The sequence below is a fragment of the Peribacillus sp. FSL K6-1552 genome, assembly GCF_038005205.1.
GTDB lineage: Bacteria > Bacillota > Bacilli > Bacillales > DSM-1321 > Peribacillus > Peribacillus butanolivorans.
Genome location: NZ_JBBOST010000001.1, coordinates 321,875 through 347,344 on the forward strand (window position 1 = coordinate 321,875; position 25,470 = coordinate 347,344).

The following is a 25,470-nucleotide window of genomic DNA, read 5'->3' on the forward strand; positions in this document are numbered from 1 at the left end:
GTTTTTTATTTTTTCTTCTTATTGTTTGTGGATTTAATTTTAAAGTGCAGCATGATCATGCGTAACCCTGACCCAAAGTCAAGAGTCGCAATAAGTACGAGTATGTAGGCAAAGATTCCCCATCCTGATGAACTGACGCTTTGGATTGCGATAGCCGTAAAAAGAGCTCCTAAGGCTGTATAGATGATACCGATAAATAGTGGTGATTGACGACGTTTCATAATAAACCTCCGATAAAGGCCTGTGCAGTATCTAGCATTTTCTCAATATCTTCTCTATATAACACTTGAAGGATGATAACAAGGGTATTCATTGCAATATGTGCCACCATCGACACAAGGATACGACCTGTTTGCGCATAAAGAAATGCAAAGGTGAAGCCCATTGCTGTATATAAAAGAAGATGTTCGAGTTCACCATGCGCCAAGCCGAAAATAACTGAGCTGATTAAAGCTGAAATAAAGAAATTAAAGCGTTTATTAAGTGATCCGAAAATGATTTTCCGGAAAAGGATTTCTTCCAAAATAGGTCCAATTACTGAAGTCACGAAAATGACCATTGGGACTTCGTATATGAGTGAAATAAGATTCTGCGTATTTTCAGATTCAGACTTCACCCCGAGCATTTGTTCAATGCTTCCAGCTAAGCTTTGAGCAATAAGAGCCAGAAATACACCTGCTATCGCCCACAATATAGACGTAGGGATTGAAGCTTGATTGCGTGTGTCTATCCTTTCCCTCATATCTTTTCTCATCAAAATTAAAATCAGTGATAGAGCTGCGAGAAAGCTGAATACAATCCAATATGCTGCCGCTTTAACTTTGAGTTCATCAGCAGGCATTCCGCTTAAAGATCCAATCAGCATGAAAATAGGCATCCCAACAATACTGGATAATTGCATGGCTATGTAAGTGATGATGACGAACCAATATTCTTTTTTCAAAAATGAAAACTCCTTTTATTTAGTCCGCCATTTCTCTTATAACGGTCCTGACATGGGGACAATCTCTAAACGTATACTCCAAAATGGTATCAAATAATGAGACAGAACTCCACTTAAACGTACGCATAAGAGAACATTTCATCTCCTTTGTTAAAAGAAACATTATCCTAAAGTAGTATACCCGGAATTTATCAGAAATTAATAAAAAATTTTCGATAAGATACTTGCAAAAAAGGCTCGGTTTATTTAATATTATAAATGTGTTAGCACTCGATGATGAAGAGTGCTAATAATCATAAAGCAAATTATCAAGAGAATATGAGGAGGTTGTTTCACTTGTTAAAACCATTAGGTGATCGCGTTATTATTGAACTAGTTCAATCTGAAGAAAAAACGGCAAGCGGTATTGTTCTTCCTGATACTGCAAAAGAAAAGCCACAAGAAGGTAAGGTCGTAGCAGTTGGTACGGGCCGTGTTCTTGAAAATGGCGAACGTGTTGCTTTAGAGGTTGCCCAAGGCGATCTAATTATCTTCTCAAAATATGCTGGTACTGAAGTGAAATACGAAGATACTGAATACTTAATTTTACGTGAAAGCGACATTTTAGCTGTTATTGGCTAATTATACATCATACTTAACTGAACGAAAATTTTCTTAAAATTTTAGGGAGGTACTTATAAATGGCTAAAGAAATTAAATTTAGTGAAGAAGCACGCCGCTCAATGCTTCGTGGTGTGGACGCACTTGCAGATGCAGTTAAAGTAACGCTTGGACCAAAAGGTCGTAACGTGGTTCTTGAGAAAAAATTCGGTTCACCGCTTATCACAAATGACGGTGTAACAATCGCTAAAGAAATCGAATTAGAAGATGCATTCGAAAACATGGGTGCGAAATTGGTTGCTGAAGTAGCAAGCAAAACAAACGACGTAGCTGGTGACGGTACAACTACTGCAACGGTTCTAGCGCAAGCAATGATCCGTGAAGGTCTTAAAAACGTAACAGCTGGTGCTAACCCAATGGGTATCCGTAAAGGAATCGAAAAAGCGGTTAATACTGCAATTGCAGAATTAAAAGCCATTTCTCAACCTGTTGAAAACAAAGAATCGATTGCACAAGTTGCTGCTATCTCTTCAGCTGATGAAGAAGTAGGCCAACTGATTGCTGAAGCTATGGAACGTGTTGGTAACGACGGCGTCATCACAATCGAAGAGTCTAAAGGTTTCACAACTGAATTGGACGTTGTAGAAGGTATGCAGTTCGACCGTGGATATGCTTCCCCTTACATGGTTACAGATTCAGATAAAATGGAAGCTGTTTTAGACAATCCATATATCTTAATCACGGATAAAAAAGTAACGAATATCCAAGAAATCCTTCCTGTACTTGAGCAAGTTGTTCAACAAGGAAAACCACTATTATTGATTGCTGAAGATGTAGAAGGCGAAGCGCTTGCAACTCTTGTTGTGAACAAACTTCGTGGAACATTCAATGCAGTTGCGGTTAAAGCTCCTGGATTCGGTGATCGTCGTAAAGCAATGCTTGAAGACATCGCAGCTCTTACAGGCGGCGAAGTAATCACTGAAGAAATCGGACTTGACCTTAAATCTGCAACAATCGAATCTTTAGGACGTGCGTCTAAAGTGGTTGTTACAAAAGAAAACACAACTATCGTTGAAGGATCTGGAGATACAGCTCAAATTCAAGCTCGTGTAAACCAAATCCGTGTTCAATTAGAAGAAACAACTTCTGAATTCGACCGTGAAAAATTACAAGAACGCCTTGCTAAATTAGCTGGTGGTGTAGCAGTAATCAAAGTCGGTGCAGCTACTGAAACAGAATTAAAAGAACGTAAACTTCGTATTGAAGATGCATTGAACTCTACTCGTGCTGCTGTTGAAGAAGGTATCGTAGCCGGTGGTGGTACAGCTCTTCTAAACGTATACAATAAAGTGGCAGAAATTCAAGCGGAAGGCGACGTAGCAACAGGCGTGAAAATCGTTCTTCGTGCTATCGAAGAGCCTGTACGCCAAATCGCTCACAATGCTGGACTTGAAGGCTCTGTAATCGTAGAACGCCTTAAAGGTGAAGCAGTTGGAACTGGCTTCAATGCAGCTACTGGCGAATGGGTTAACATGATCGCATCTGGTATCGTGGATCCTACTAAAGTAACTCGTTCAGCTCTACAAAACGCTGGTTCTGTTGCTGCAATGTTCTTAACAACAGAAGCTGTTGTTGCTGACAAACCAGAACCTGCTGGTGCTGGTGGCATGGGCATGCCTGATATGGGTGGCATGGGCGGAATGGGCGGCATGATGTAATAAAGCCGTCAATCCCTTGATATATAAGGGTTTGAGAGTGAAATGGTAACATTATGCTAACATTGAGGATTTTAACGGAAGCTTCTCATAAGTTGACCAAACTTATGGGAAGCTTCTTTTTTCATTTCTTGAGTTACATGGAGATATATATTCTTTGTAATCTGATCATCGGTATGACCAAGCCTGTCCATAATTTGTTTAAGTGAGACATCAGCTTCTGCAAGTAAAGAAGGTATGAATAATCCCAATAATAATATAGTGTAATATCAGTTGGTCACGCCCAAAACGAAAAAATCTAGACGAAAGGTTGTGGTAGGTGAAGAGGTTATTAAACTATATATTGAGTAGTAAAAAGTAATACGCCTCAAATGATAAGTAATTTTCCGAATGGATCTTTTATTGAAAGTGAAATCATCCAAATTCGAGCTAGAAAGATAGATAAAGATTACTAGACCCATTGTATATCCATATGTTTGAATTAAATTCCTAAATCTTGACCATATGTACGCATTAGTTCATCAATTAACTCTTTGTGATTGTCAGTTGCAGTTGAAGCAATTGTTACTCCTTCCACTTCCTTCCCTCCATTTCGATTAATTTCTTCTAATTAACTCCAATAGTCAACTTACTAAAATAGGGCTGCGGGCTTAGTAAATAATTAGGCTTAAGTTGGTTTACCTAATAAATACCATTTTGTATGATTACTTTGTACTCTCAATAATCATTCAGGTCAAGTCTACTAAGAAATCAGCATGTATAGTTTTTCAAAGGTTATTGATTAAGATTTGCAACATCCATGCTTAGTGCTTGTTCTGGAAATGAAAAAGTTATAGAAATTAAAAAAGATTCATTAAGAGCATTATTAATTCAAAAGTTGAAGAAATTATTCTCCTGAAGAAATGAGCAAGATTGATAGAGACAAGGATAAAATAGAAAAAATTATCTATGTAGAAGGAGGAAAAATTTTGTTTTTAAAGATGGTAAAGAATGATTTTTTCAGACAGAAAATTGTGACAATTTCAGTATTTGTATTTATCGCTATGGCAGTTCTTTTGGGAGCTAGTGCAATAAATAACATTGCCAATCTGATTCAGTCGATGTCGGACCTGCAGGAACGTGCAGTACCAGCTGACATTACGCAGATGCATTCCGGAGAATTTGATCAGGCAGAAATCGATAAATTTACAGAAGAACAGCGTGAGAATATAGCGATGCAGGAGACGATGGTTCTTCTGACTTTGGATGGAAGTAATATTCATTTCGGCAATAATCAAACGATGGCTGGAACTGTACAGGATATTTCATTTGTTGTACAGAATAAAAAATTCGATTTTATAATGGATCTGGATAATAAAAAGCTGGATGTAACGGAAGGGGAAGTAGCGGTTCCCATCTATTTCATGCAACAATATGACTTAAAAATAGGTGATACGATAACGGTGAAAAGCGGAGAGTATGAGAATGAGTTTGTCATTTCAGATTATGCAAGAGATTATGAGATGAACTCTTCCCTTACTTCTTCGAAACGGTTTGTTATTAATCAGGCAGACTATAATGAAATGCTTTTAAAGCAGGCCGGGGAACTGGAATATCTGATTGAATTCAAACTGCATGAAAACGGGGATTCTCAAGGACTTCAGACTGCATATATCGAAGGAGGTCTTCCAGCAAACGGTCCTACAGTCGGAGGAAAGATATTTCTGATGTTTAATGCCATGTCAGATGCGGCAGTTGCAATGGTCATTATACTTATCAGTGTTCTGCTGATTATTATAGCTTCGCTCTGTATCAGACTTACGTTTCTGGCAACCATTGATGAAGATTTAAGAGAAATCGGTGTGATGAAAGCAATAGGAATATCCAAAAAAGATATAAAGAAGGTATATCTTAACAAATACAGAGTCATGTCAGTAGTAGCCGGTATAATAGGCTATCTGCTTTCCTTTGCCGTGGTAAATCTGTTTAACGGTAATATGAGACTTTACATATCTTCGGATTTATCAGGAAACTTAAAATATGTACTATCTCTTATAGCTCCATTATTGGTATATTTCATGATTGTGATGTATTGCAAGAAAGTACTGAAAAGAATCGATAAGATTTCTTCGGTAGAAGCCTTACGGAAAGATTCTATGGAGCGTGGAAAGAACCAAAAATACAGTTTTCCACTGCTTAAGAACAAATTCTTCAGCACCAATATTTATATGGGACTTAGGGATGTATGTAAACGGTTCAAATTATACAGGCTACTGTTCTTTATTTTTATCGTATGTACGTTTATTGTAATACTTCCTATAAATATTTATAACACCATGAATTCACCGGAATTTTCTACATACATGGGAATAGGAAAGTCCGATATGAGAATCGATCTTCGAAGGTCCGATAGTATTACAGAAGATTTTAAAAAGCTGCAGGAAGAGCTGAAAAATGATTCGGATATTGAAAAGTATGCGGCCTACATCACAAGTTCCTACCAGATCAAAAATGCGGAATCCTGGGACTATATGAATATTGAAACCGGAGATTTTTCCGTATTTCCATTAAATTATCTGGAAGGAAGAGCACCGGAGGGGGAAGGAGAAATATCACTTTCCTTTGCCAATGCGTCAAAAGACGGATTAAACAAGAACATAGGAGATGAAGTAGCAGTAAAGGTTGGCGGGGAAGAAAAGAATTTGAAAGTAACTGGTATTTATCAAGATATTACAAATGGCGGGAAAACAGCAAAGGCCCATACCAGTCTTGGAGTAAATGATGAGGCCGTTCTTTGGTATATTGTGTACATGGATGTGGCTCAAGGCGTTGATATTCGTGAGAAAATGGACTACTACCAGAATGCCTATGATTCTGCGCAGGTCAATGATATCAAAGAATATACACGGCAGACTCTTGGAAATATCATTGATCAGATGAGCACAGTTGTGATAGGCGCATTCGCCATTGCAGTAATCATAGCTGTATTGATCACGGCACTATTCCTTCGGATGCTATTATCAAAGGATATGTCTCAGATTGCAATCATGCGAAGTATGGGATTAACTTCTAAAAATATTAAACATCAATATATGGCAGGAACTATGATGGTACTGATATTGGGAATCATAGTTGGAGTGCTGGCTTCTAATTATTTAGGGGAGTTACTTGTAAGTATGGCAATGTCCACTATGGGAGCTGCAAAAATTGAATTTGTTCATGTTGTATGGCAGACTTGGCTGTTATGTCCGTTAGTGCTGATTGTAGTAGTCGGCTTTACGATATTTGTGTCCTGTAAGGTAGCCGTAAAAGATGATTTATCTGTCGTTTTAAGAAGTTAGAAGTACTGAAAAAAAGGTTCGGGCAGGAAGTGTATCTGCTAAGGCAGAAGAAGTCTCCTGTGTGAAGACCCCTATGCAGATAAGAATGCAGATTCCTGAAAAAAAGCATTCCGGGGCGCCTCTGTGGAAATAGACTTTGATTTTAATATTTGGCATTGGAGGAATATAGATGAGCAATATATTAGAAGCAATAAGTATGAACAAAAAAGTAGAATTAGGAAAAGATAATGAGCTTCATATCTTAAAGGATGTAAACCTGGATATAGAAGAAGGTGAATTCGTATCGGTCATGGGGCCATCCGGAAGCGGGAAATCAACACTTCTGTATAATGTAAGCGGTATGGATAGAATTACTTCCGGCAGTGTGAAATTTAAAGACTGTGAAATTGGCACACTAAAAGAAGAAGAACTGGCGAAGATTCGACTGAATCACATGGGATTTATATTTCAGGATATTAATCTATTAAAAAATCTGTCATTGATTGACAATGTTATGTTTCCTGCTCTTGTATCAAAAGATGCGGATAAAAATGCGGTGTATCAAAAAGCAAAAAAACTGATGGAAATGACAGGAATTGAAAAGCTTGCAGATAATACGATCACTCAAGGCTCTGGCGGCCAGCTGCAGAGAGTCGCCATCTGCAGAGCATTGATAAATGATCCGGATATCATTTTTGGAGACGAACCGACCGGAGCATTAGATTCCAAATCGTCAGCAGACATTATGTCTATTCTGGCAGAGATTAATAATGAAGGGACAACCATCATGCTCGTGACGCATGATGCAAAGGTGGCAGCAAAAACCGAAAGAATATTGTTTATGGTAGATGGAAATCTTGTTGCACAGAAGAAAATGAGTAAATACGATAACCAGCATGACGATATTAAGAAAAGAGAAGAAAACATTATGAAATGGTTAGTAGAAAATGGATTCTAATTTTTCATTGGCATTCGCATAAAGTTCATATGGAAACTTTATTTGGTAAGTTCGAAAGGAAAAATGAAGAATGTTTGTAAGGAAAGACACGCTAACAATTTGTTAACGCAATCAAGCGGAATATTTTGAGTGGTATCGAACCTATGCATATGGTTAAAAAAAATCAACCTCATCAACAGGCAAAGTCTGCCCAAAATGAGGTTGAATTCATTCATAAGTTGTTCGGAGTAGCTGCTTAATCCCAAAGTTAACAGGATATTACCATTCTATGTTTCTATTTCATTATTTTTGCACCAGCACCTTATAAACTCCCAACAAACTTTAACTTATATTGATGAGAATCTAGTTACATTCAAAATGCTTGCATTATTCATTTTTTTTTTTTATTATAATACTTGTATACAAGTGTACTTGAACTCTACAAGAAGGTGAATTTATGGCTGAATCAAAGGAATTTCTTTATCCTGTAAAATGGCTTTCAAAAGCTTCAGCTGGTGATCGTGTAACATCCGAGCTTAGAATGCGTATTATTTCGGGGATGATTGAAAGCGGTACCATCCTATCCGAAAATAAATTAGCTGCTGATTTCGGTGTTAGCCGCTCACCCATTCGTGAAGCGTTAAAAATACTGGCATCTGAAAATATCATCCGATTAGAAAGAATGGGTGCGGTTGTCATTGGTTTAACAGAAAAAGAATATGCAGAAATTTATGATGTACGTTTACTCATCGAGACGTTTGTATTTGAACGGCTAGTAAGGATGGACACGAATGAATTAGTAATGGAACTTAGTAAAATACTAGAAATGATGAAAATTTCCATAAAATACCGAGATGCTGATGAGTTTTCCAATCAGGATGTCCTATTCCACGAAACAATTATTCGGTCCATCAATCATTCCTACATCCTGATGATCTGGGATAATTTAAAATCTGTGATGGAAAGTTTGATTCTTCTATCCATGCGCAGTCGTTTTAAAGAAAAGTATGAAGACTTTACACGGATCATAAATAATCATCAACTTTATATTGATGCGATCAAAACAAAAGATCGAGACCTCATGATTAAGTCGTTACATAAAAATTTTGATGATGTTCAAGAGAAAGTTGAAGACTTATGGATGGCCCAACAGATGCTTTCAAAAGGAGTCGAACAAGAAAATGACTAGCTATATGTTAGGTGTAGACATAGGTACAACAAGTACAAAAGCTGTATTATTTACAAAAAAAGGCGATGTCATTCAGCAAGAGAATATTGGTTATCCTCTTTACACACCGGATATGACAACAGCGGAACAAGACCCTGAGGAGATTTTTCAGGCTGTTCTGAAAGCCTTTTCAAATATAACGAAACAGCATTCAGATAAAAAAATATCATTTATTTCATTTAGCAGTGCGATGCATAGTGTTATAGCTATGGATGAAAATGACCAGCCGTTAACCCCTTGTATCACTTGGGCAGATAATCGCAGTGAAGCTTGGGCACATAAAATAAAAGATGAATTAGGTGGGCATGAAGTTTACAAACGAACCGGAACACCGATTCACCCGATGTCACCATTATCCAAAATCGCCTGGATTGTGAATGAGTGCCCAGAGATCGCAACCAATGTTAAAAAGTATATCGGGATTAAAGAATACATCTTTAAAAAGTTCTTTAATCAATATGTTGTCGATTATTCCCTTGCTTCATCCATGGGCATGATGAATCTAAAAAACTTGGATTGGGATGAGGAAGCCTTAAGAATTGCTGGAATAACACGTGGTCAATTATCTGAACTCGTACCAACAACAAAGATCTTTAACAACTGTGACCCGGATTTAGCCAAACAGATTGGGATTGATCCACAAACCTCTTTTGTCATTGGGGCAAGTGATGGTGTCCTTTCAAATCTAGGTGTAAACGCTATCCGAAAAGGTGAAATCGCTGTCACGATTGGGACAAGCGGTGCGATTCGGACGATTATTGACGAGCCGAAAACAGACGAAAAAGGAAGAATCTTTTGCTATGCCTTAACGGAAAAACATTGGGTGATTGGCGGGCCGGTAAATAATGGTGGGATGGTCCTTCGCTGGATTCGCGATGAATTTGCTTCTTCCGAGGTAGAAACAGCTAAAAGACTTGGAATCGACGCTTATGAAGTCTTAACCAAGATTGCCGAACGTGTAAGACCAGGCGCTGATGGATTGTTATTCCATCCATATCTTGCAGGTGAACGTGCACCATTATGGAATCCAGACGTACGGGGTTCATTTTTCGGATTAACACTGTCGCATAGGAAAGAACATATGATTCGAGCAGCTCTAGAAGGAGTCATTTACAATTTATACACCGTATTTTTAGCCTTAACCGAATGTATGGACGGTCCTGTGACCCGAATTCAAGCTACGGGAGGCTTCGCAAGGTCGTCTGTTTGGCGGCAAATGATGTCCGATATCTTCGAATCGGAAGTCGTGGTTCCAGAAAGCTACGAAAGTTCGTGCCTGGGTGCTTGTATATTAGGATTATATGCCAACGGGGAAATTGATTCCTTCGAAGTAGTTTCTGAAATGATAGGCAATACCCACAAGCACACACCGAAAGATGATTCTGTAAAAGAATATAGGCAACTACTGCCAATTTTTATTAACCTATCTAGGATATTGGAAAACGAATATACACAGATTGCGAATTATCAAAGAAACTTAATAAATGCTACAAAGTAAACACATGGAGGAAGTACAATGCCATTAGTTATTGTCGCTTTAGGAATTGTCGCTTTATTAATTTTAATAATGGGCTTAAAATTAAACACCTTTATTTCCTTAATCATTGTATCGTTTGGAGTAGCATTAGCACTTGGGATGCCACTTGATGGAATTGTCAAAACCATTGAAGCCGGATTAGGCGGAACACTTGGTCACTTAGCGTTAATCTTTGGACTTGGAGCGATGTTGGGTAAGTTAATCGCAGATTCAGGCGGCGCGCAACGCATTGCCATGACCCTTGTTAAAAAATTCGGTGAAAAGAATATTCAATGGGCAGTCGTGGCAGCGTCATTTATTATCGGTATCGCATTATTTTTTGAAGTGGGATTAGTATTATTAATTCCAATCGTATTTGCAATTTCAAGAGAAATAAAAGTTTCAATATTGTATCTTGGTATACCAATGGTAGCAGCATTATCCGTAACACACGGATTCTTACCGCCGCACCCAGGACCAACCGTTATCGCTGGTGAATATGGTGCAGACATTGGTCAGGTTTTACTTTACGGCTTCATTATTGCGGTTCCAACCGTTATTTTAGCTGGACCAGTATTTACGAAGATAGCTAAAAGATTAGTACCTGCATCATTTACGAAAACAGGCAGCATTGCCTCTTTAGGAGAACAAAAATCATTTAAACTTGAAGACACACCTGGATTTGGAATCAGTGTATTTACCGCTTTACTTCCGGTTATATTAATGTCAATTGCTACAATTATTACTTTGATGCAAAAAACAATGGGCTTTGAAGACAATGGTTTACTAGCAGCTGTCCGTTTTATTGGCGAAGCCGGTACTTCCATGTTGCTTTCCTTATTATTTGCGGTTTATTCAATGGGATTAGCAAGAAAGATTCCAATGAAAGATATTATGGAATCGTGTACCTCAGCAATCTTGCATATCGGAATGATGCTCTTAATCATAGGGGGCGGCGGAGCCTTCAAGCAAGTATTGATCGACGGCGGTGTAGGTGACTATGTAGCTGAATTATTCAAAGGAACATCATTATCACCAATCCTGCTTGCCTGGATCATCGCGGCAATCCTACGTATTTCCTTAGGATCTGCTACCGTTGCTGCCTTAACGACAGCTGGTTTAGTAATTCCGATGTTAGGTCAGACGGACGTTAACCTTGCTCTAGTAGTACTTGCTACAGGAGCGGGAAGTTTAATCGCTTCACACGTTAACGATGCTGGTTTCTGGATGTTTAAAGAGTATTTTGGTTTAAGCATGAAAGAAACATTTGCAACGTGGACCTTGCTTGAGACGATTATTTCAGTAGCTGGATTAGGATTTATTCTATTACTAAGCTTATTTGTATAGGCCTTTCCCGGCAGTAAATCCCCCACTTATGGTAGGGATTTACTGCCTATTATTCTTACATAAAAGGAGCATAAATAAATGTTTAATACAATTGGTGTTATTGGTTTAGGGGTAATGGGCAGTAATATAGCTTTAAATATGGCTAGTAAAGGGAAAAAAGTAGCTGTCTATAACTACACAAGGGATTTAACGGATCAGCTTGTTGCTAAATTGGACAGTCAGTCGCTCCATCCGTATTACGAAATCCAAGACTTTGTTAAGTCACTGGAAACTCCAAGAAAGATTTTTCTAATGGTGACTGCGGGTAAACCGATCGACTCGGTGATCAATTCATTACTTCCTCATCTTGAATCAGGCGATATTATCATGGACGGCGGTAACTCCCATTACGAAGATACTGAACGCAGATATGATGAATTGAAATCTAAAGGAATCAGTTATATAGGAATTGGTATTTCTGGTGGAGAAGTCGGGGCGTTAAAAGGACCTTCAATCATGCCAGGTGGAGATAAAGAAGCCTATGAAAAAGTAGCTCCGATTCTGACAAAAATCGCAGCCAAAGTAAATGATAACCCTTGCTGTACCTATATCGGTCCAAAAGGAGCAGGTCATTTTGTAAAAATGGTACATAACGGGATTGAATATGCAGATATGCAATTAATCGCCGAAGCCTATACGTTTTTAAGAGAAAAGTTGCATTTGGAAGTTAATGAAATTGCTGACATCTTTGAAACGTGGAATCAAGGCGAACTGAAAAGTTATTTAATCGAAATCACAGCCGAAATTTTAAGAAAAAAAGATGAAGTAACGGGCTTACCCTTGATCGATGTGATTCTTGATAAAGCAGGACAAAAAGGCACAGGTAAATGGACCAGCATGCAAGCTATTGATAACGGAATACCAGCATCGATTATTACAGAGTCTTTGTTTGCTCGTTACATTTCCGCTTTAAAAGAGGAACGGGTCAATGCAGAAAATATTCTAACAGGCCCTGAGAACGTTCAGCAAAAATTAGATAAAAATGAGTGGATTGACTATATGAGACAAGCATTATATATGGGAAAAGTTTGTGCATACGCGCAAGGTTTTACTCAATATAAAATGACTTCTGAACTTTACGTTTGGGATTTGCCTTTAAAGGATATTGCGCTAATTTTCCGCGGAGGTTGTATCATTCGTGCAGAATTTTTAAACGTCATTAGCGAAGCCTATCAAGAGCAGCCGAATCTGGCTAATTTATTAATTTCACCATATTTTGCTGAAAAGGTTACAGATTATCAGGTAGGATTGCGAAAGGTTGTCTGTGAGGGAATAAATTCTGGTATTTCGTTTCCATGTTTAAGCGCTTCACTTACTTATTACGATAGTTATCGAACAGGTATCTCAAATGCTAACCTTTTGCAAGCACAACGTGATTATTTTGGTGCACATACCTATGAACGACGTGATTTAGCAGGAGTCTTTCACACAAACTGGCAGTGATAGAAAGTGACAAAAGAAACAGTCATTTTTCAATAACCGTTCAATTTGAGATGAAGAAATTTGATAAACTCTTAAAAAATCAGTAAATATAATAATTTCTTAATTAATTTAAGCAGAAATATACATTGCCAATTCAATGACTTTGTATATTTCAGCTTTTCTTTACATCATAAAAACCTGATTTACTTATGATACGGTTAACCGAGCTTAATAATATACTTATCAATAAAGACACAATCCAATCTTTTTTCAACAATCTGGCCCTTAACACAAAGGGGTTCTGCCGACAAAACGCGGATAATATACGTTAAGACAATTTAAAAGCCTGTTTTTTTATCGGCTATAAATGACTTTACTTCCTTCAAATCAAGATCAGTAACTTCTCCATTCCCTATAACATGATCAAACCCACAAGCTGAAACATTCAACCCAGTAATAAAATAAGACACCCATTAAGAACCCTTTGAAAGTTCATTTATAAATCTCCTCTCAGTTTTATTATAATAATATTGCACCTTTCACAGTTTTGCTGGGAGATTCAAATTCATAGATTGCTATCAAGGTAGTTATGGCTAAACTTCTTGGACAATTCATTGAAATGGGACTGATACATATGCCTCTTCAATTCGGTTTCGTATTTTCTAGATTGGTATAGAGAAACGCCTAAGATAAACCTGATACCATCGCAACTCGGTTAAAGATAATTTTAGCTTTTGTTTTTATAAGATGTTGTAAAACCTGGGAAAATGCTTTGATATACTTTGAGATTGCATCTAAAAGAATCCTCCGTCAAATAAAGAGATTTAAACTTTGGGTCATGGGGATGAAGTTTAGTTTACTTACACTTTTTGTACTATATAGTCTAAAACAAAAGACCATGACATTTACAACATTGGATGAGCAGGCAAATAAAGAATCTAATAGTATACTAATATTGTGCCTTCCCATTTAGGGTAATGGTACAGCCGGTGATTGGCTAGTGGGTATTTTGCCATTTTGCCAGTGCCGGTTTTTTGTTGGATAATGATAGATAATGATTCTTGCAAATAAAGGAAGGTGCCGTTTTGAAAAAGATAGATTCTATCACTAGGAGGGAACAAATAGCGAGTTTTTATCTTTATTCTATTTCTTTTCTTGGTATGATTACTGTTATCAATTCCATATTTAAAAGTGAAATGCCTTCTGAATTCATAATCGTTTTGTTGTTAGCTGTGTTTATGGGGATTATTGAGTATTTTCCTATCCGTATTGGAAGAGGAGGTATTACACTCAGTCTTACGCTTATTTATCCAATGAATTGGGAGTTTGGTATACATATAACGGTTGTTGCTTGTGTATGTGTGATGGTGTTTACACATACCATTCGCCGCTTACCAATACAAAGGACACTATTTAATTGCACCCAATTTGCTTTTAGTATCACTTTGGCAGAATGGTTCTCCAACGAATGTATTTCTTTTTTTATTACGGAGATGAACCTGCCAGTTTTATATGAAGAGTTAATAAGCTTGTTTTTATTTACCGTATTTTTTTGCCTTTTCAACACCCTTATATATGATCTTTTAATGGTGATTCTGCCTCAGCAATATCCACTAGAACAGTGGCACAAGAAAAATATATTTTTATTTTTGAGCGCAAGTTTTTGTTTATGTTACGCCTCCCTTATTTATATCTTAGAACATCGATATCGAGGAGAGTTGGATGGAATTACCGTTCTGTTCTTCTTTTTCCCACTTGTAGCAATCTGCACCATCAGCTCCTTCATGAGGCAAATACGGATTGAAAAAGAACGATTATATAACCTTTTTACCATTACGACGGAGTTAAGTCACGGGCTGTCTGCCGGAAACTTAGATCAAATGAAACAATCACTTAAAGGATTCTTGGGAATACAAGCATATGCTTTATGGGCAAAAGATGAGGGGGATTGGCAGCTTCTATTAAAGGATGGAAAAGTACATTCCAATATTTCAAGTTCTTCTGAGATCCATCCGAATTTTGAAGAAATATCTGAAACCTTTGTTGTTACTGATTGGAAAACAGGTATGGCCCCGGGAGATGAAGTATTTGAAGATGTCATACGTTCCCTTGTCTACCTACCTCTTATAGTAAATCATGAATTGGTAGGGATGTTTGTTGCAGGTAAAAGCAGGAGGGCGAGTTTTATTACCGAAGATATACAGTCCTTATCTACGTTTGCCAATCAATTGGGCAGCTTGCTGAAAACACGGTCCCTCGTCGCTGAACAAGAAAAACGAATGATTCTGGAAGAAAGAAATCGGCTTGCTCGGGAAATTCATGATGGAATTGCACAAGTATTAGCCGGGGTCATATTTCAGCTGGAATCAGCTCTGAGGCAGTCCGCAGATCAATCAGGAAACATAGAGCAAGTGGTAGACAAAAGTATAAAAAAATTACGGAAGAGTTTAGGGGAAGTTCGCTATTCTATCTATGCTTTAAAGCCATATCCTACCCAAAGGCTGGGGTTAAAACAAGCGATTGCAAATAAAATTCAATCGATAAAACAAGAAAATAACCTAGCGATTAAATATCATGAAAGGGGCCGTTCTCGAACACTCAGTTTTACAATAGAACGAGCCATCTTCGATACTTTACAGGAAAGCTTGCAGAATATTGTAAAACATGCAAAAGCGGACGAAGTTGACATTCTTCTAAGCTATCAACGTGAACATGTGCTTTTAAAAGTGAAGGACAACGGGGTTGGCTTTTCCCTTTTTGAATCCATGATTAAAACAAAGCATGAGCCCCATTATGGCATTTTACATATGAATGAACAAGCTGAACAGCTGGGTGCTACCCTTCAGATTGATAGTTCCACAGGAAAAGGTACAGAAATTACATTGTTCATTCCAGATTCAGAAACAAGGGAGGAGTATCATGATTCAAATATTATTAGTAGATGATCATACGGTCTTACGTGATGGAATTCGGAGTATATTGGATCTCGAATCAGACATCCGAGTCGTGGGGGAAGCAGTGTCCGGGGATGAGGTGTTGAAGAAAGTAGAGGAGTATCGACCTGATTGTATTTTGATGGACATCAATCTCCCTGGAAAAAATGGCATTGAGGTCACGTCCCTCGTGAAAAGTCAGTATCCGAATTGCCGCGTTCTTGTATTGACGATGTATGAAGATAATGAATACTTAATGGAAGCACTTCGGGCTGGTGCAGATGGCTATTTATTGAAGGATTCGTCATCCGAACAAGTGGTAGCAGCGATTCGAATGGTGTCACAAGGGGATTCGGTTATTCATCCTCGCATGACCAAAAAGCTGATAACGTATCATCACCAGCAAACGAAATCAGAGCCAAACGAAAATATTCTGACTAAGCGTGAAAAAGAAATACTGTTTGAGCTGGCCAAAGGTCTTAGTAACAAAGAAATCGCTGAAGCCTTATTTATCAGTGATAAGACCGTCAAAATTCACATCAATAAAATTTTCAAAAAGCTGAATGTGAAAAGCCGTTCACAGGCAGTCATTTATGCCGTTCGAAATCAACTTGTTCCATTTTCATAAATCATAATCACTTAAAAGGTTAAAAGAACTGTTCAGTACCTTTTTTACCTTTCTTTAATAACAGATCTGGAATAGTTCTTTAGTTATATATTGATCTAGAACCAATAGATGAAAAATTACTTCTTATGATTAATTTTCAGAAAAGTAGAAATATGGGATGATATATTAAATCTTAGTTTACTAGATTCATGAATTCATCTTTAAATGAATTGTTTATGAAGAACAAATGTTTAGAGAGAAAATAGCAATTATATAGGATAAGGGGATGCGGTATGAAGAGGAAAAAAATCAGTAAGATTCTTACAGGAACGCTAGCTGTTGGCATGTTATTATCTCAAGGTGCTCCATATAACGTATTGGCGAAAAGCCCGTTTGAGTTGAATCCAGTTGAAAATGCGGAAGAGATCTTAGCGAGCCTGTCTGCAGAACAAAGAAAGGCGTTAGAGCAATTGGATGCCAATCCAAACTTTACGATTTCTCCGGATATTAATGCAAATAGTCCGGAATTAGTCAAAGTCATCGTCGAATTTGAACAGGCGCCAGCCAAAATAGAAGTGATGAAACAAGCGGAGAAAGGAAAGAAACTATCTTCTGCAGATGCGAATGAGAAAGTGGAAAAAGCTCATAAAGATTTTAAACAGCATGTGCAATCATTGAAATCACAGAAAAACGTGACTAATTACAAAGTGGAAGATGTAAAAATCACAAGAGAGTATAAAAACGCCATCAACGGCGTAGCGATGACACTTCCTGGTGTGGCAGTTAAGAATTTGCTGCAATCTGGAGTAGTTAAACGTATTTTTAAAGATTACGAGGTAAAAGTGGAACCGCCGGTAAAAACGAAAGAAGCCATTGAGCCGAAAATGGCAGACAGTATTCCGCAAATTGGCGTGGACAAGCTACATGCCGAGAACATTACCGGTAAGGGAATAAAAGTCGGCGTTCTTGATACAGGTATTGACTACAATCATCCTGACTTAAAAGAAGCTTATAAAGGCGGATATGATTTTGTAGATAATGATGCAGATCCAATGGAAACGACCTACGAGGATTGGATTAATGCTGGCAAGCCGGAAGAACCAGGCTATGTGTATTACACAAACCATGGGTCACATGTCGCAGGGACGATTGCAGCCCAAAAGAAAAACAATGTGGATTATGCTGTGAAAGGGGTAGCACCTGAAGTAGATTTATATGCGTATAGAGTATTGGGACCTTGGGGAGGGGGAAATACACAAGGAATCCTTGCTGGAATCGATAAAGCGATTGAAGATGGCATGGACGTCATCAATATGTCGCTTGGCGCGCAGACTAACGATCCTTTATACGCCACTTCTGTCGCAGTAAATAACGCCATGCTTTCAGGATTGGTGACCGTCGTTGCTGCAGGTAACGCCGGACCTAACGAGAAAACTCTTGGTTCTCCGGGAACAGCGGCTCTTGGCATATCAGTAGGTGCAAGCGATGCCTCTATGTCCATTCCTGCATTTAATGGAAGCGCTTCCGCCGAGAAATTTGAAAATATGCAGCTGCTAGGCAAAGATTTTTCCGATAGATTAGAAGAATTGCAAGGAAAATCCTTACCAATTGTATTTACGGGACTTGGTAAAGCAACTGATTTTGCCGGGAAAGAGGTCAGCGGGAAAATTGCGTTGATTCAGCGCGGGGAAATTGCGTTTGATGAAAAAATTAAAAACGCCAAAAACGCTGGGGCTAAATCAGTGATTGTGTATAACAATGTCGACGGGCAAATACCTGCCTACTTGGGTGAGGCCGTTGGGTTAATCCCTTCTTTCCGCCTGTCAAAAGCGGATGGTGAGCGATTAAAGGGGCTGGGCGAAGGTTCTTTCACATTTGAAACGTTAAATAACACAAAAACGGAAGGCGATCATTTAGCAGATTTCAGTTCACGAGGACCGGTAAATGGAAATTATGATATTAAGCCGGATGTAGTCGCTCCAGGTGTGTCGATATTCTCTACGACACCGGAATTCATCAACGATCCGCAGGATGGCATTAATTACGGGAATGCCTATGTACGTATGTCGGGGACATCGATGGCCTCGCCACACGTGGCAGGTGCAGCCGCATTGATTTTGCAGGAGCATCCGGAATACACTCCTTTCGATGTAAAAGCGGCACTCATGAATACATCGGATGATTTAAAAGGGAATAATTCTGTATACGAAGTGGGTGCAGGACGAATCGATGCCTATCAAGCGGTTCATACAGACACATCCATCAAAGTATGGGATAAGACAAAAAATATCGAAAATGGAAACCTCGTAGAAATTGACGAACAAACAGGCTCCATTGTATTCGGTAGATATTATAAAAAAGGTGATCAACCCATTGAAGCAAGCAAAAAGGTGACGGTTCAAAACAACAGCCAGGAAAAAAAATCTTTTAAACTAGAAGTGGAGTATCATGGCGAGCGTAAAGGCATTCAAGATGCCGTGAAGAACGGTGTGCAAGTGGCAGTACCTTCATCGATTAAAGTGGGAGGCGGGAAAGTACAGGAGCTCCAGCCCAAAATAACGATTCCAACCAGCGCTGCGGCAGGAAGATATGAAGGGTATATTCATGTGACCAATGCGAAAAATCCAGCCGAATCCTATCAAATCCCATTCGCTGTTATGGCGACGGAAAAAGGATTTGATTATGTCAAAGCGACTAGACCATCCGTGACAAATACAACACCTTTCTGGGAACTTAATGACAAACAGATCCATTTCATCATGAAGTTGAACAGCCCAATGACAACCATGGATGTGCTTGTAAAAGACAGTAAAACAGGAAAATCTGTAGGGTTCATAGGGACAGCGAACACTAACTTTCCAATAGATAGAGAAGTGTATCTTACGGGTGCGTTCAGCGGTACGGTCTTACCATTTACAAATGATCCGTCCCAGCCAATCAGTGATATTCCTATAAAGCTTCCAGCAGGCGACTATATACTGGAACTGATTGCACACGATGAGGAAGGGAAAACATATGTGGTGGACAATCCACTTATCGTGGACAATACAGCACCAGAAGTCAACATGGATATAAAATCGGGTGTAATCGAAATCAATGATTCTATGTTTACAGTAGAAGATGGCCAAAAAGCGGTGTGGCTGCATGGAACAGCTAAGGATGAGACAGTGGATCTATTACAATCTAAAGGGTTGGACATCGATCAATCGTCCAACACTATGGCTTACTATACAGGTGCCTCTGGATATATGGCTGGGTTCTTCCCGATTCAAGCGAATGGAGATGTAAAACTCGGAATTGAGGAAAGTGATATTGCAAAACAACCTATGAGATTGTGGTTGAGAACGTGGGATACTGCAACGGCAGTTGGTTACCAAAAGTATTACTTCATGAAAGAAGGAACGGAATATACGACTTCCAGTTATAACAAGAAAGAGTTAAAAGTCGACGATAGCTTTACGATGACACTCAGCCTTAATAATGTGAAACAGCTTGTCTCGGGAGAATTTAATGTAGAGTACTACAAAGACTTCTTCAAGTTTTCGAACGTGAAGCTGAACAAGGCAGTCAAACAATATGCAAAGGAAAAAGGCTTACAGGTATCACTAGATAAACCTGTTGTGACGGAAGGTACATTCAATAATAGTTTGAAAATCGGTGCTTCCATTACTGGAAATGCATTCAGAGGACTGGATGGAGACATGCCGTTCCTCGATGTAACGTTTAAAGTATCGAATGATGAAGTTTACGATGAAATTCCTGGATTTGAGGTAAAGAAGGGGTCTTATAAGAAATCCGGACAAACAGCAGACACTGCTATTCCTTTTTACAACACTGAAGATCTTAAAGTAATTCCTACACATACACAGTTGATAGGATCCATCAATCCGGAAGCATTTTATATATATGGTTCGGGGACGGAATATTTGAAAAAAGCGGATTATTCAAAAATAGGAGCACAAGTATACGCTCTTTCCAGAAGCGGTAAAAAGTATAAAGGAACAATTAATAAAAATGCATCTTTCACGATCAATGGTATTCCGGCTTCCGATCAAGTATATACAGCAGTTTTCGAAATTCCGGGGCATCTGAAAGTGATGAAGAAGTTCATTCCTGGATATCATGCAAAAGGTGAGCTACGTGGGCAATTTTTAAGAATTGGTCAGAGAAGTCTTGCAGGGGATGTGAATGGCGACAAAATGATTGATATCCTCGATATCCAGAGTGTCGTTGATGCATATGGTACGAAGGATTCATCCATCGTGCCGCAAGATATCAATCAAGACGGAGAGGTGAACGAGACAGACATTCGCTTCGTTGAGAAAAATTTCTTAACGAAGGGACCGGATGCGCCTGCCGATAAACAGCCAAAAGAAAAAATTGGCAAAAAAGGTCTGGAATACTTCCTGCGCCTGATCGGATTGGAGCCAAAGTAATAGCAATAGCAAGAATAGAAGGGGAGGAATGCAGAGCATTCCTCCCCTTCTATTTTATAAAATAAGAAGAGCAGAGTTAAGAAAAGTTGATAAGTCCTCTTTTTTAGAAGATATGTACGGAATACTAGATTTCTTCAACAAAAGGCACCGGCCCATCAGGTTAACGCTGCTGAATCTCCTTTACTCCTACACCTGCTTCAATTAAAAGGGGGAAATCTTGAGTATAAAGGCTGGACAGTTTGCTAAAGGCAAGGGCCAGGCGCTAGGCCCAACCAGATGTAACACCCACAATGGATAAGGCTAGATAGAGGCTATACAAGAGAAGGAAGGTAAGCGAATAGATGATCTAAACGTATATGGAAGTAGAAGAAAGGAAAAGGAAATCTTATCGGTATCCCTAACAATTTCTGGATAGTCTACACTTATCTAGACAGAAAATTTAAGGTCAGGTAGACTACAGATACAACTAGTTATAGAAAAGAGGTCCGATATGCGACGTGATATTCAACAAAACGAACGAGCTTTCTCTTCCAAGGAAGTGGCAGAAGAAGTGGGGATTGCAACTCCCACTGTTCGAAAGTATGGTCAAATCTTAGAGCGGAATGGATATGAGTTTTTGAAAGATGGAGATCGACGTATCTTTGTTCAATCTGACATCGGAGCGCTTATAGCGCTACGCGATACGGACAAGCCCCTAGACGATACAGCTAAAGACCTTGTATATCAACAAAAAGAAAGATTAGAAGGATCCTATGAAACAGAGGTAGCGATACCCGATACATATGAAGAAAATTTACCCCAGGACCCCAATCAATTAAAAGAGGTCTTAATGTTTTTAGTCAATGAACTCGCAGCCACACGTGAAATGAATGTCCAACTGACAAACGATATGTCAGAGCTTAAAACAAAGGTTTCCCGGCTCCAGCAAGATCATCATGTTATAAGTTCTAGTATTGGAAATTCAGCGCAAAGAACTAATGCTAAAATTGAACAATTAACTGAACAACAAAATAACCATTACGAAACATTGCTACAACAAGAAAAACAAAAAAGTGAACTCTTACAAAAAGAAATACAAAATATGCGGGTCGAACAGAAAAAAGAATGGACTTCCCAAAATGAGTTTAATAAACGTTTAGAAGAAGCGATACAAAATCGTTCAGAAAAATGGTGGGGGCTTTTCTCCATATTCAGAAAATAAGGTGGCCGTTAAGTTTTTTTGCCCAACTGTGTAATGATTCTTGGAAGCAAATTATTGATGTAGAAACATTTGATAAATCTTTTTTTAATATATAATGATGGATAAAAGTATTGAGATACCAATCCACAAAACTTTAATAAAATCATAAAGCTATATGATTCGCGTAGCTGAAACACAGAATTAAGAAAGAGTATTTCAACTTTACAGGATTTGGTACCTGCTATGTAAGAGCTCGGCGATACCAATGTATTGACGTTCTAAAGGCAAACGAAGGCTCAATTGAAATTCATTGGAGATTTGTTTAAGCGATATGCATCTAAAACAAAATACACAAGCAAGCAAAAAAGGCATGCTTGATAAAAAGGGAGTTGAGGAGGTTGAAAACTTGCATTCAAAAACAAGAGTCCTCCTTAATAGAGTTGCTCCAGACAAGGGTTGACCCTCTCCTTTTTGTATGTTTCGTATCGCTGGGCGATATAACATGCAAATAAATTCAAAACCTTTAGGTTTAATAGAAAAGCTGGGTTCGATATACAAACATGATATACATCCGAATGAACGAGTATTCTCTTCTAAGGCAGTGGCAGAAGAAGTGGGGATGCAACACCCACTGTTCAAAAGTATGGTCAAAACTTAGAACGAAACGGATATGAGTTTATAAGATGGTGATTGCTATCTTTATTCACTCCGGCATCGAAGCGCTCATAGCGTTACGCGATACGGGCAAGCCCCTAGACGATACAGCTAAAGACCTTGTGTATCAACAAAAAGATAGATTAGAAGAAACTAATGGATCAGAGATAGCGATACCTGATACATTTGACAATTCAATCCATAATCCCAAACAATTAAAAGAGATTAAAATTGTTTTAATCAATGAACTCGCAGCTACGCGTGAAATGAACGTCCACTGACAAACGATATGCCTCAGCTTAAAACAACAGTTTCCCAGCTCCAGCAAGATCCATGTCCTTAATAGTGTTCCTCAAGAAAGGGGCTGATCTGTTCTTTTGTGTGTTTCGTATCGCTGGGCGATATAACATGCAAATAAATCTACAGAACCTTCATCTTTAATAGAAAGAGGGAGCCGATATGCGACAGGATATACGTCCGAATGAATGAGCATCCTCTTCCAAGGAAGTGTCAGAAGAAGTGGAGATACAAAATCCACTGTTTGAAAGTATGTTTAAAACTTAGAGCGATATGGATAGGAGCTGTTTAAAGATATCGATTGGCATATCTTCGTTCAATCCGATATCGAAACGCTTATAGCGTTACGCGATACGGGCAATCCCCTAGACGATAGAGAGAAGAACCCTTGTATCAAGAAAAAGAAAGATTAGAAGGAACCAATGAAACAGAAATAGCGATACCCGATACATATGACAATTTATTTAACCCATGTTCCCATTCAATTAAAAGAGATCTTAATGTTATTAACCAATGAACTCGCAGCTCCGCGTGAAATGAACATCTAACTGACAAACGATATGTCATAGCTTAAAACTGAACAACAAAGAACCCATTACGAAACATTACTGCAATAAGAAAAAGGTTTCATTACCTTTTCTTTAGTCTCCTTTACGATATTCAGGTGTTAATTTACGTTATGACTATTTAAACCTAAGGCACCCAAATCAAAAGCAGGAATTCCTTTGTTCCAACTATTTGGAATCACCATTTTCAAATTTCAACAATTTCCCGAGAAATATCTACAAATTCTGAGTAGATATCGACAAAATTAGAAGTTTTTACCCGATATATATGACAATTTATTTAACCCATGTTCCCATTCAATTAAAAGAGATCTTAATTTTTAACCAATGAACTCGCAGCTACGCGTGAAATGAACATCTAACTGACAAACGATATGTCTCATAGCTTAAAACTGAACAACAAAGAACCCATTACGAAACATTACTGCAATAAGAAAAAGGTTTCATTACCTTTTTTTTAGTCTCCTTTACGATATTCAGGTGTTAATTTGCGTTATAACTATTTAAACCTAAGGCAATCAAATCTAAAGTAGAAATTCCTTTGTTCCAACTATTCGGAATCACCATTTTCAAATTTCAACAATTTCCCGAGAAATATCTACAAATTCTGAGTAGATATCGACAAAATTAGAAGCTTCTAAATAGCGATTTGTTTTTGCTGATAAGAAAGTAGACATACTATAGAATTCAAACCCTATCGATTGTTTTTAATTAAAAGAAATAAACTCTTCTAAGGAAAGAGCTTTTATAAAGATGCTAAAGGTGAAGAAAACATGTGTAGTCTTCCTTCCCTGTAATAATAAATGAACTTTTATTATTACAGATATGAGGGCAAAGGGTCCTCACATATTTAAAACAGATGCAAAAAATTTTATAACCGCATTTTCACCACGAAATATATGGAACTATATATTATTGTTTTTTCTTTTTGATACTAAACGTACCGAAAGTTTGCTATCAAAAAAAGGTCAAAAACTCAAAAACAAACGTAAACCCCAATCAAAAGATTGTAAGAGTGGAGGTCGCAGGGAGCTCCCCGCATGGATAAGGCAGACCGTGAGTAGCAACCCGAATAGTGAGTTTGCCAAAAGTTTGCCGTTATTTTATCAAGGTACAGAGCTTTCCTTATGAGGAAGGAAGTCCTGATCCTGACTGACTTCGTAATGTTTTCGTTTTTTTGTAATAGAGTCTATGCCTAGGTTGACCGTATACATGGTATGCAGGGCAAAATCTGACCTGTCTTAAGGTATAGTTAAATGAACGATTAATAATTATACTGTAAAAATATTTTAGATTATTCAAAATAGAGTTGACATTAGGAAAATTTGAATATATAGTGGAGAACATAATTAAATAAATACGTTATTTCTTATCAAGAGATGTGGAGGGACTTGGCCCTATGATACCTCGGCAGCGGGTTTTTACTTTTGTAAAAATACTGTGCTAATTCCAACGGACGAAAGTTTGAAAGATAAGAAGGAGCTTTTCTTAGATAATTAAATTAAGAGTTTACTCTTTTTTATTTCTAAAAGAGGCCTCTTCTGTCTGATGACGGAAGAGGCCTCTTTTGTTTATTCAGAATGTATATGGTTATTTGGAGAATTGGTGCAATTATTCGTAGGTTTCGCGCACTAATCGTGAATTATAAGCAATTACTCGTGAGTTTGACAGAATAACTCGTGAGTTTCACACATTTACTCGTGAATTGTGAGGAATTACTCGTGAGTTTCGAAAATTTAACCCTATCATTA

General features: G+C 38.1%; 16 protein-coding genes, 1 pseudogene and 1 riboswitch. Of the genes and pseudogenes, 14 read left to right on the forward strand and 3 right to left on the reverse strand.

Translation table 11 applies throughout. From position 1 onward, the window contains the following. Positions 1-5: 5 nt before the first annotated feature. Together NST21_RS01665 and NST21_RS01670 are read right to left on the reverse strand one after the other, a co-directional pair. Positions 6-221 carry a YdiK family protein gene (locus NST21_RS01665; RefSeq protein WP_056523284.1) on the reverse strand — a complete coding sequence of 72 codons (216 nt, stop codon included), beginning with the start codon at positions 219-221 and terminating at the stop codon, positions 6-8. After that, positions 218-943, reverse strand: coding sequence for a CPBP family intramembrane glutamic endopeptidase (locus NST21_RS01670; protein ID WP_340887402.1), 726 nt, complete (start codon positions 941-943; stop codon positions 218-220). Before NST21_RS01670 ends, NST21_RS01665 begins: the two co-directional genes overlap by 4 nt. Before the next feature lie 336 nt (positions 944-1,279). Between NST21_RS01670 and groES the strand changes: the two genes are divergently transcribed. The 9 genes and pseudogenes from groES to gnd all read left to right on the forward strand — a co-directional run bounded on the left by groES (position 1,280) and on the right by gnd (position 13,067). Next, complete coding sequence (gene groES, locus NST21_RS01675) at positions 1,280-1,564, forward strand: co-chaperone GroES (protein WP_053348954.1); 285 nt, start codon at positions 1,280-1,282, stop codon at positions 1,562-1,564. 59 nt (positions 1,565-1,623) lie between these two features. After that, positions 1,624-3,261 carry a chaperonin GroEL gene (gene groL, locus NST21_RS01680; RefSeq protein ID WP_053348953.1) on the forward strand — a complete coding sequence of 546 codons (1,638 nt, stop codon included), beginning with the start codon at positions 1,624-1,626 and terminating at the stop codon, positions 3,259-3,261. A gap of 965 nt (positions 3,262-4,226) precedes the next feature. Further along, complete coding sequence (locus NST21_RS01685) at positions 4,227-6,578, forward strand: ABC transporter permease (protein WP_340887404.1); 2,352 nt, start codon at positions 4,227-4,229, stop codon at positions 6,576-6,578. Between the two features lie 169 nt (positions 6,579-6,747). Then, a complete protein-coding gene (locus NST21_RS01690; protein WP_340887406.1) occupies positions 6,748-7,515 on the forward strand; it encodes an ABC transporter ATP-binding protein in 768 nt (255 codons plus the stop codon). 119 nt (positions 7,516-7,634) lie between these two features. Next, positions 7,635-7,754: pseudogene (locus NST21_RS01695) on the forward strand (IS6 family transposase); the annotation flags it as partial. A gap of 197 nt (positions 7,755-7,951) precedes the next feature. Beyond that, a complete protein-coding gene (locus NST21_RS01700; protein ID WP_340887407.1) occupies positions 7,952-8,683 on the forward strand; it encodes a GntR family transcriptional regulator in 732 nt (243 codons plus the stop codon). Beyond that, positions 8,676-10,220 carry a gluconokinase gene (gene gntK, locus NST21_RS01705; RefSeq protein WP_340887408.1) on the forward strand — a complete coding sequence of 515 codons (1,545 nt, stop codon included), beginning with the start codon at positions 8,676-8,678 and terminating at the stop codon, positions 10,218-10,220. Before NST21_RS01700 ends, gntK begins: the two co-directional genes overlap by 8 nt. A gap of 18 nt (positions 10,221-10,238) precedes the next feature. Beyond that, complete coding sequence (locus NST21_RS01710; protein ID WP_340887409.1) at positions 10,239-11,585, forward strand: GntP family permease; 1,347 nt, start codon at positions 10,239-10,241, stop codon at positions 11,583-11,585. A gap of 78 nt (positions 11,586-11,663) precedes the next feature. Continuing rightward, positions 11,664-13,067, forward strand: a complete 1,404-nt coding sequence (gene gnd, locus NST21_RS01715) for a decarboxylating NADP(+)-dependent phosphogluconate dehydrogenase (protein WP_340887410.1) — start codon at positions 11,664-11,666, stop codon at positions 13,065-13,067. A 317-nt stretch (positions 13,068-13,384) separates the two neighbouring features. Here the strand turns inward: gnd and NST21_RS01720 are convergent, their stop codons facing one another. Continuing rightward, positions 13,385-13,516 carry a hypothetical protein gene (locus NST21_RS01720; RefSeq protein WP_321175402.1) on the reverse strand — a complete coding sequence of 44 codons (132 nt, stop codon included), beginning with the start codon at positions 13,514-13,516 and terminating at the stop codon, positions 13,385-13,387. Between the two features lie 615 nt (positions 13,517-14,131). On the opposite strand from NST21_RS01720, the gene NST21_RS01725 reads away from it, so the two are divergent. From NST21_RS01725 to NST21_RS01745, 5 genes are all read left to right on the forward strand, one after another. Further along, the gene (locus tag NST21_RS01725; RefSeq protein ID WP_340887412.1) at positions 14,132-15,991 is read left to right on the forward strand and encodes a GAF domain-containing sensor histidine kinase; all 1,860 of its coding nucleotides are present in this window, start codon (positions 14,132-14,134) and stop codon (positions 15,989-15,991) included. Further along, entirely contained in the window at positions 15,966-16,607 is a 642-nt protein-coding gene (locus NST21_RS01730) for a response regulator (RefSeq protein ID WP_252432470.1), read from the forward strand. Before NST21_RS01725 ends, NST21_RS01730 begins: the two co-directional genes overlap by 26 nt. Before the next feature lie 272 nt (positions 16,608-16,879). After that, a complete protein-coding gene (locus NST21_RS01735) occupies positions 16,880-21,022 on the forward strand; it encodes a S8 family serine peptidase (RefSeq protein WP_340887414.1) in 4,143 nt (1,380 codons plus the stop codon). A gap of 490 nt (positions 21,023-21,512) precedes the next feature. Continuing rightward, positions 21,513-22,223, forward strand: coding sequence for a hypothetical protein (locus NST21_RS01740; protein ID WP_340887415.1), 711 nt, complete (start codon positions 21,513-21,515; stop codon positions 22,221-22,223). 662 nt (positions 22,224-22,885) lie between these two features. Then, positions 22,886-23,137: a hypothetical protein gene (locus NST21_RS01745; protein WP_340887417.1), complete on the forward strand. Its 252-nt coding sequence runs from the start codon at positions 22,886-22,888 to the stop codon at positions 23,135-23,137. Between the two features lie 1,948 nt (positions 23,138-25,085). Continuing rightward, positions 25,086-25,197: riboswitch (SAM riboswitch) on the forward strand. The last annotated feature ends 273 nt before the right edge of the window (positions 25,198-25,470 follow it).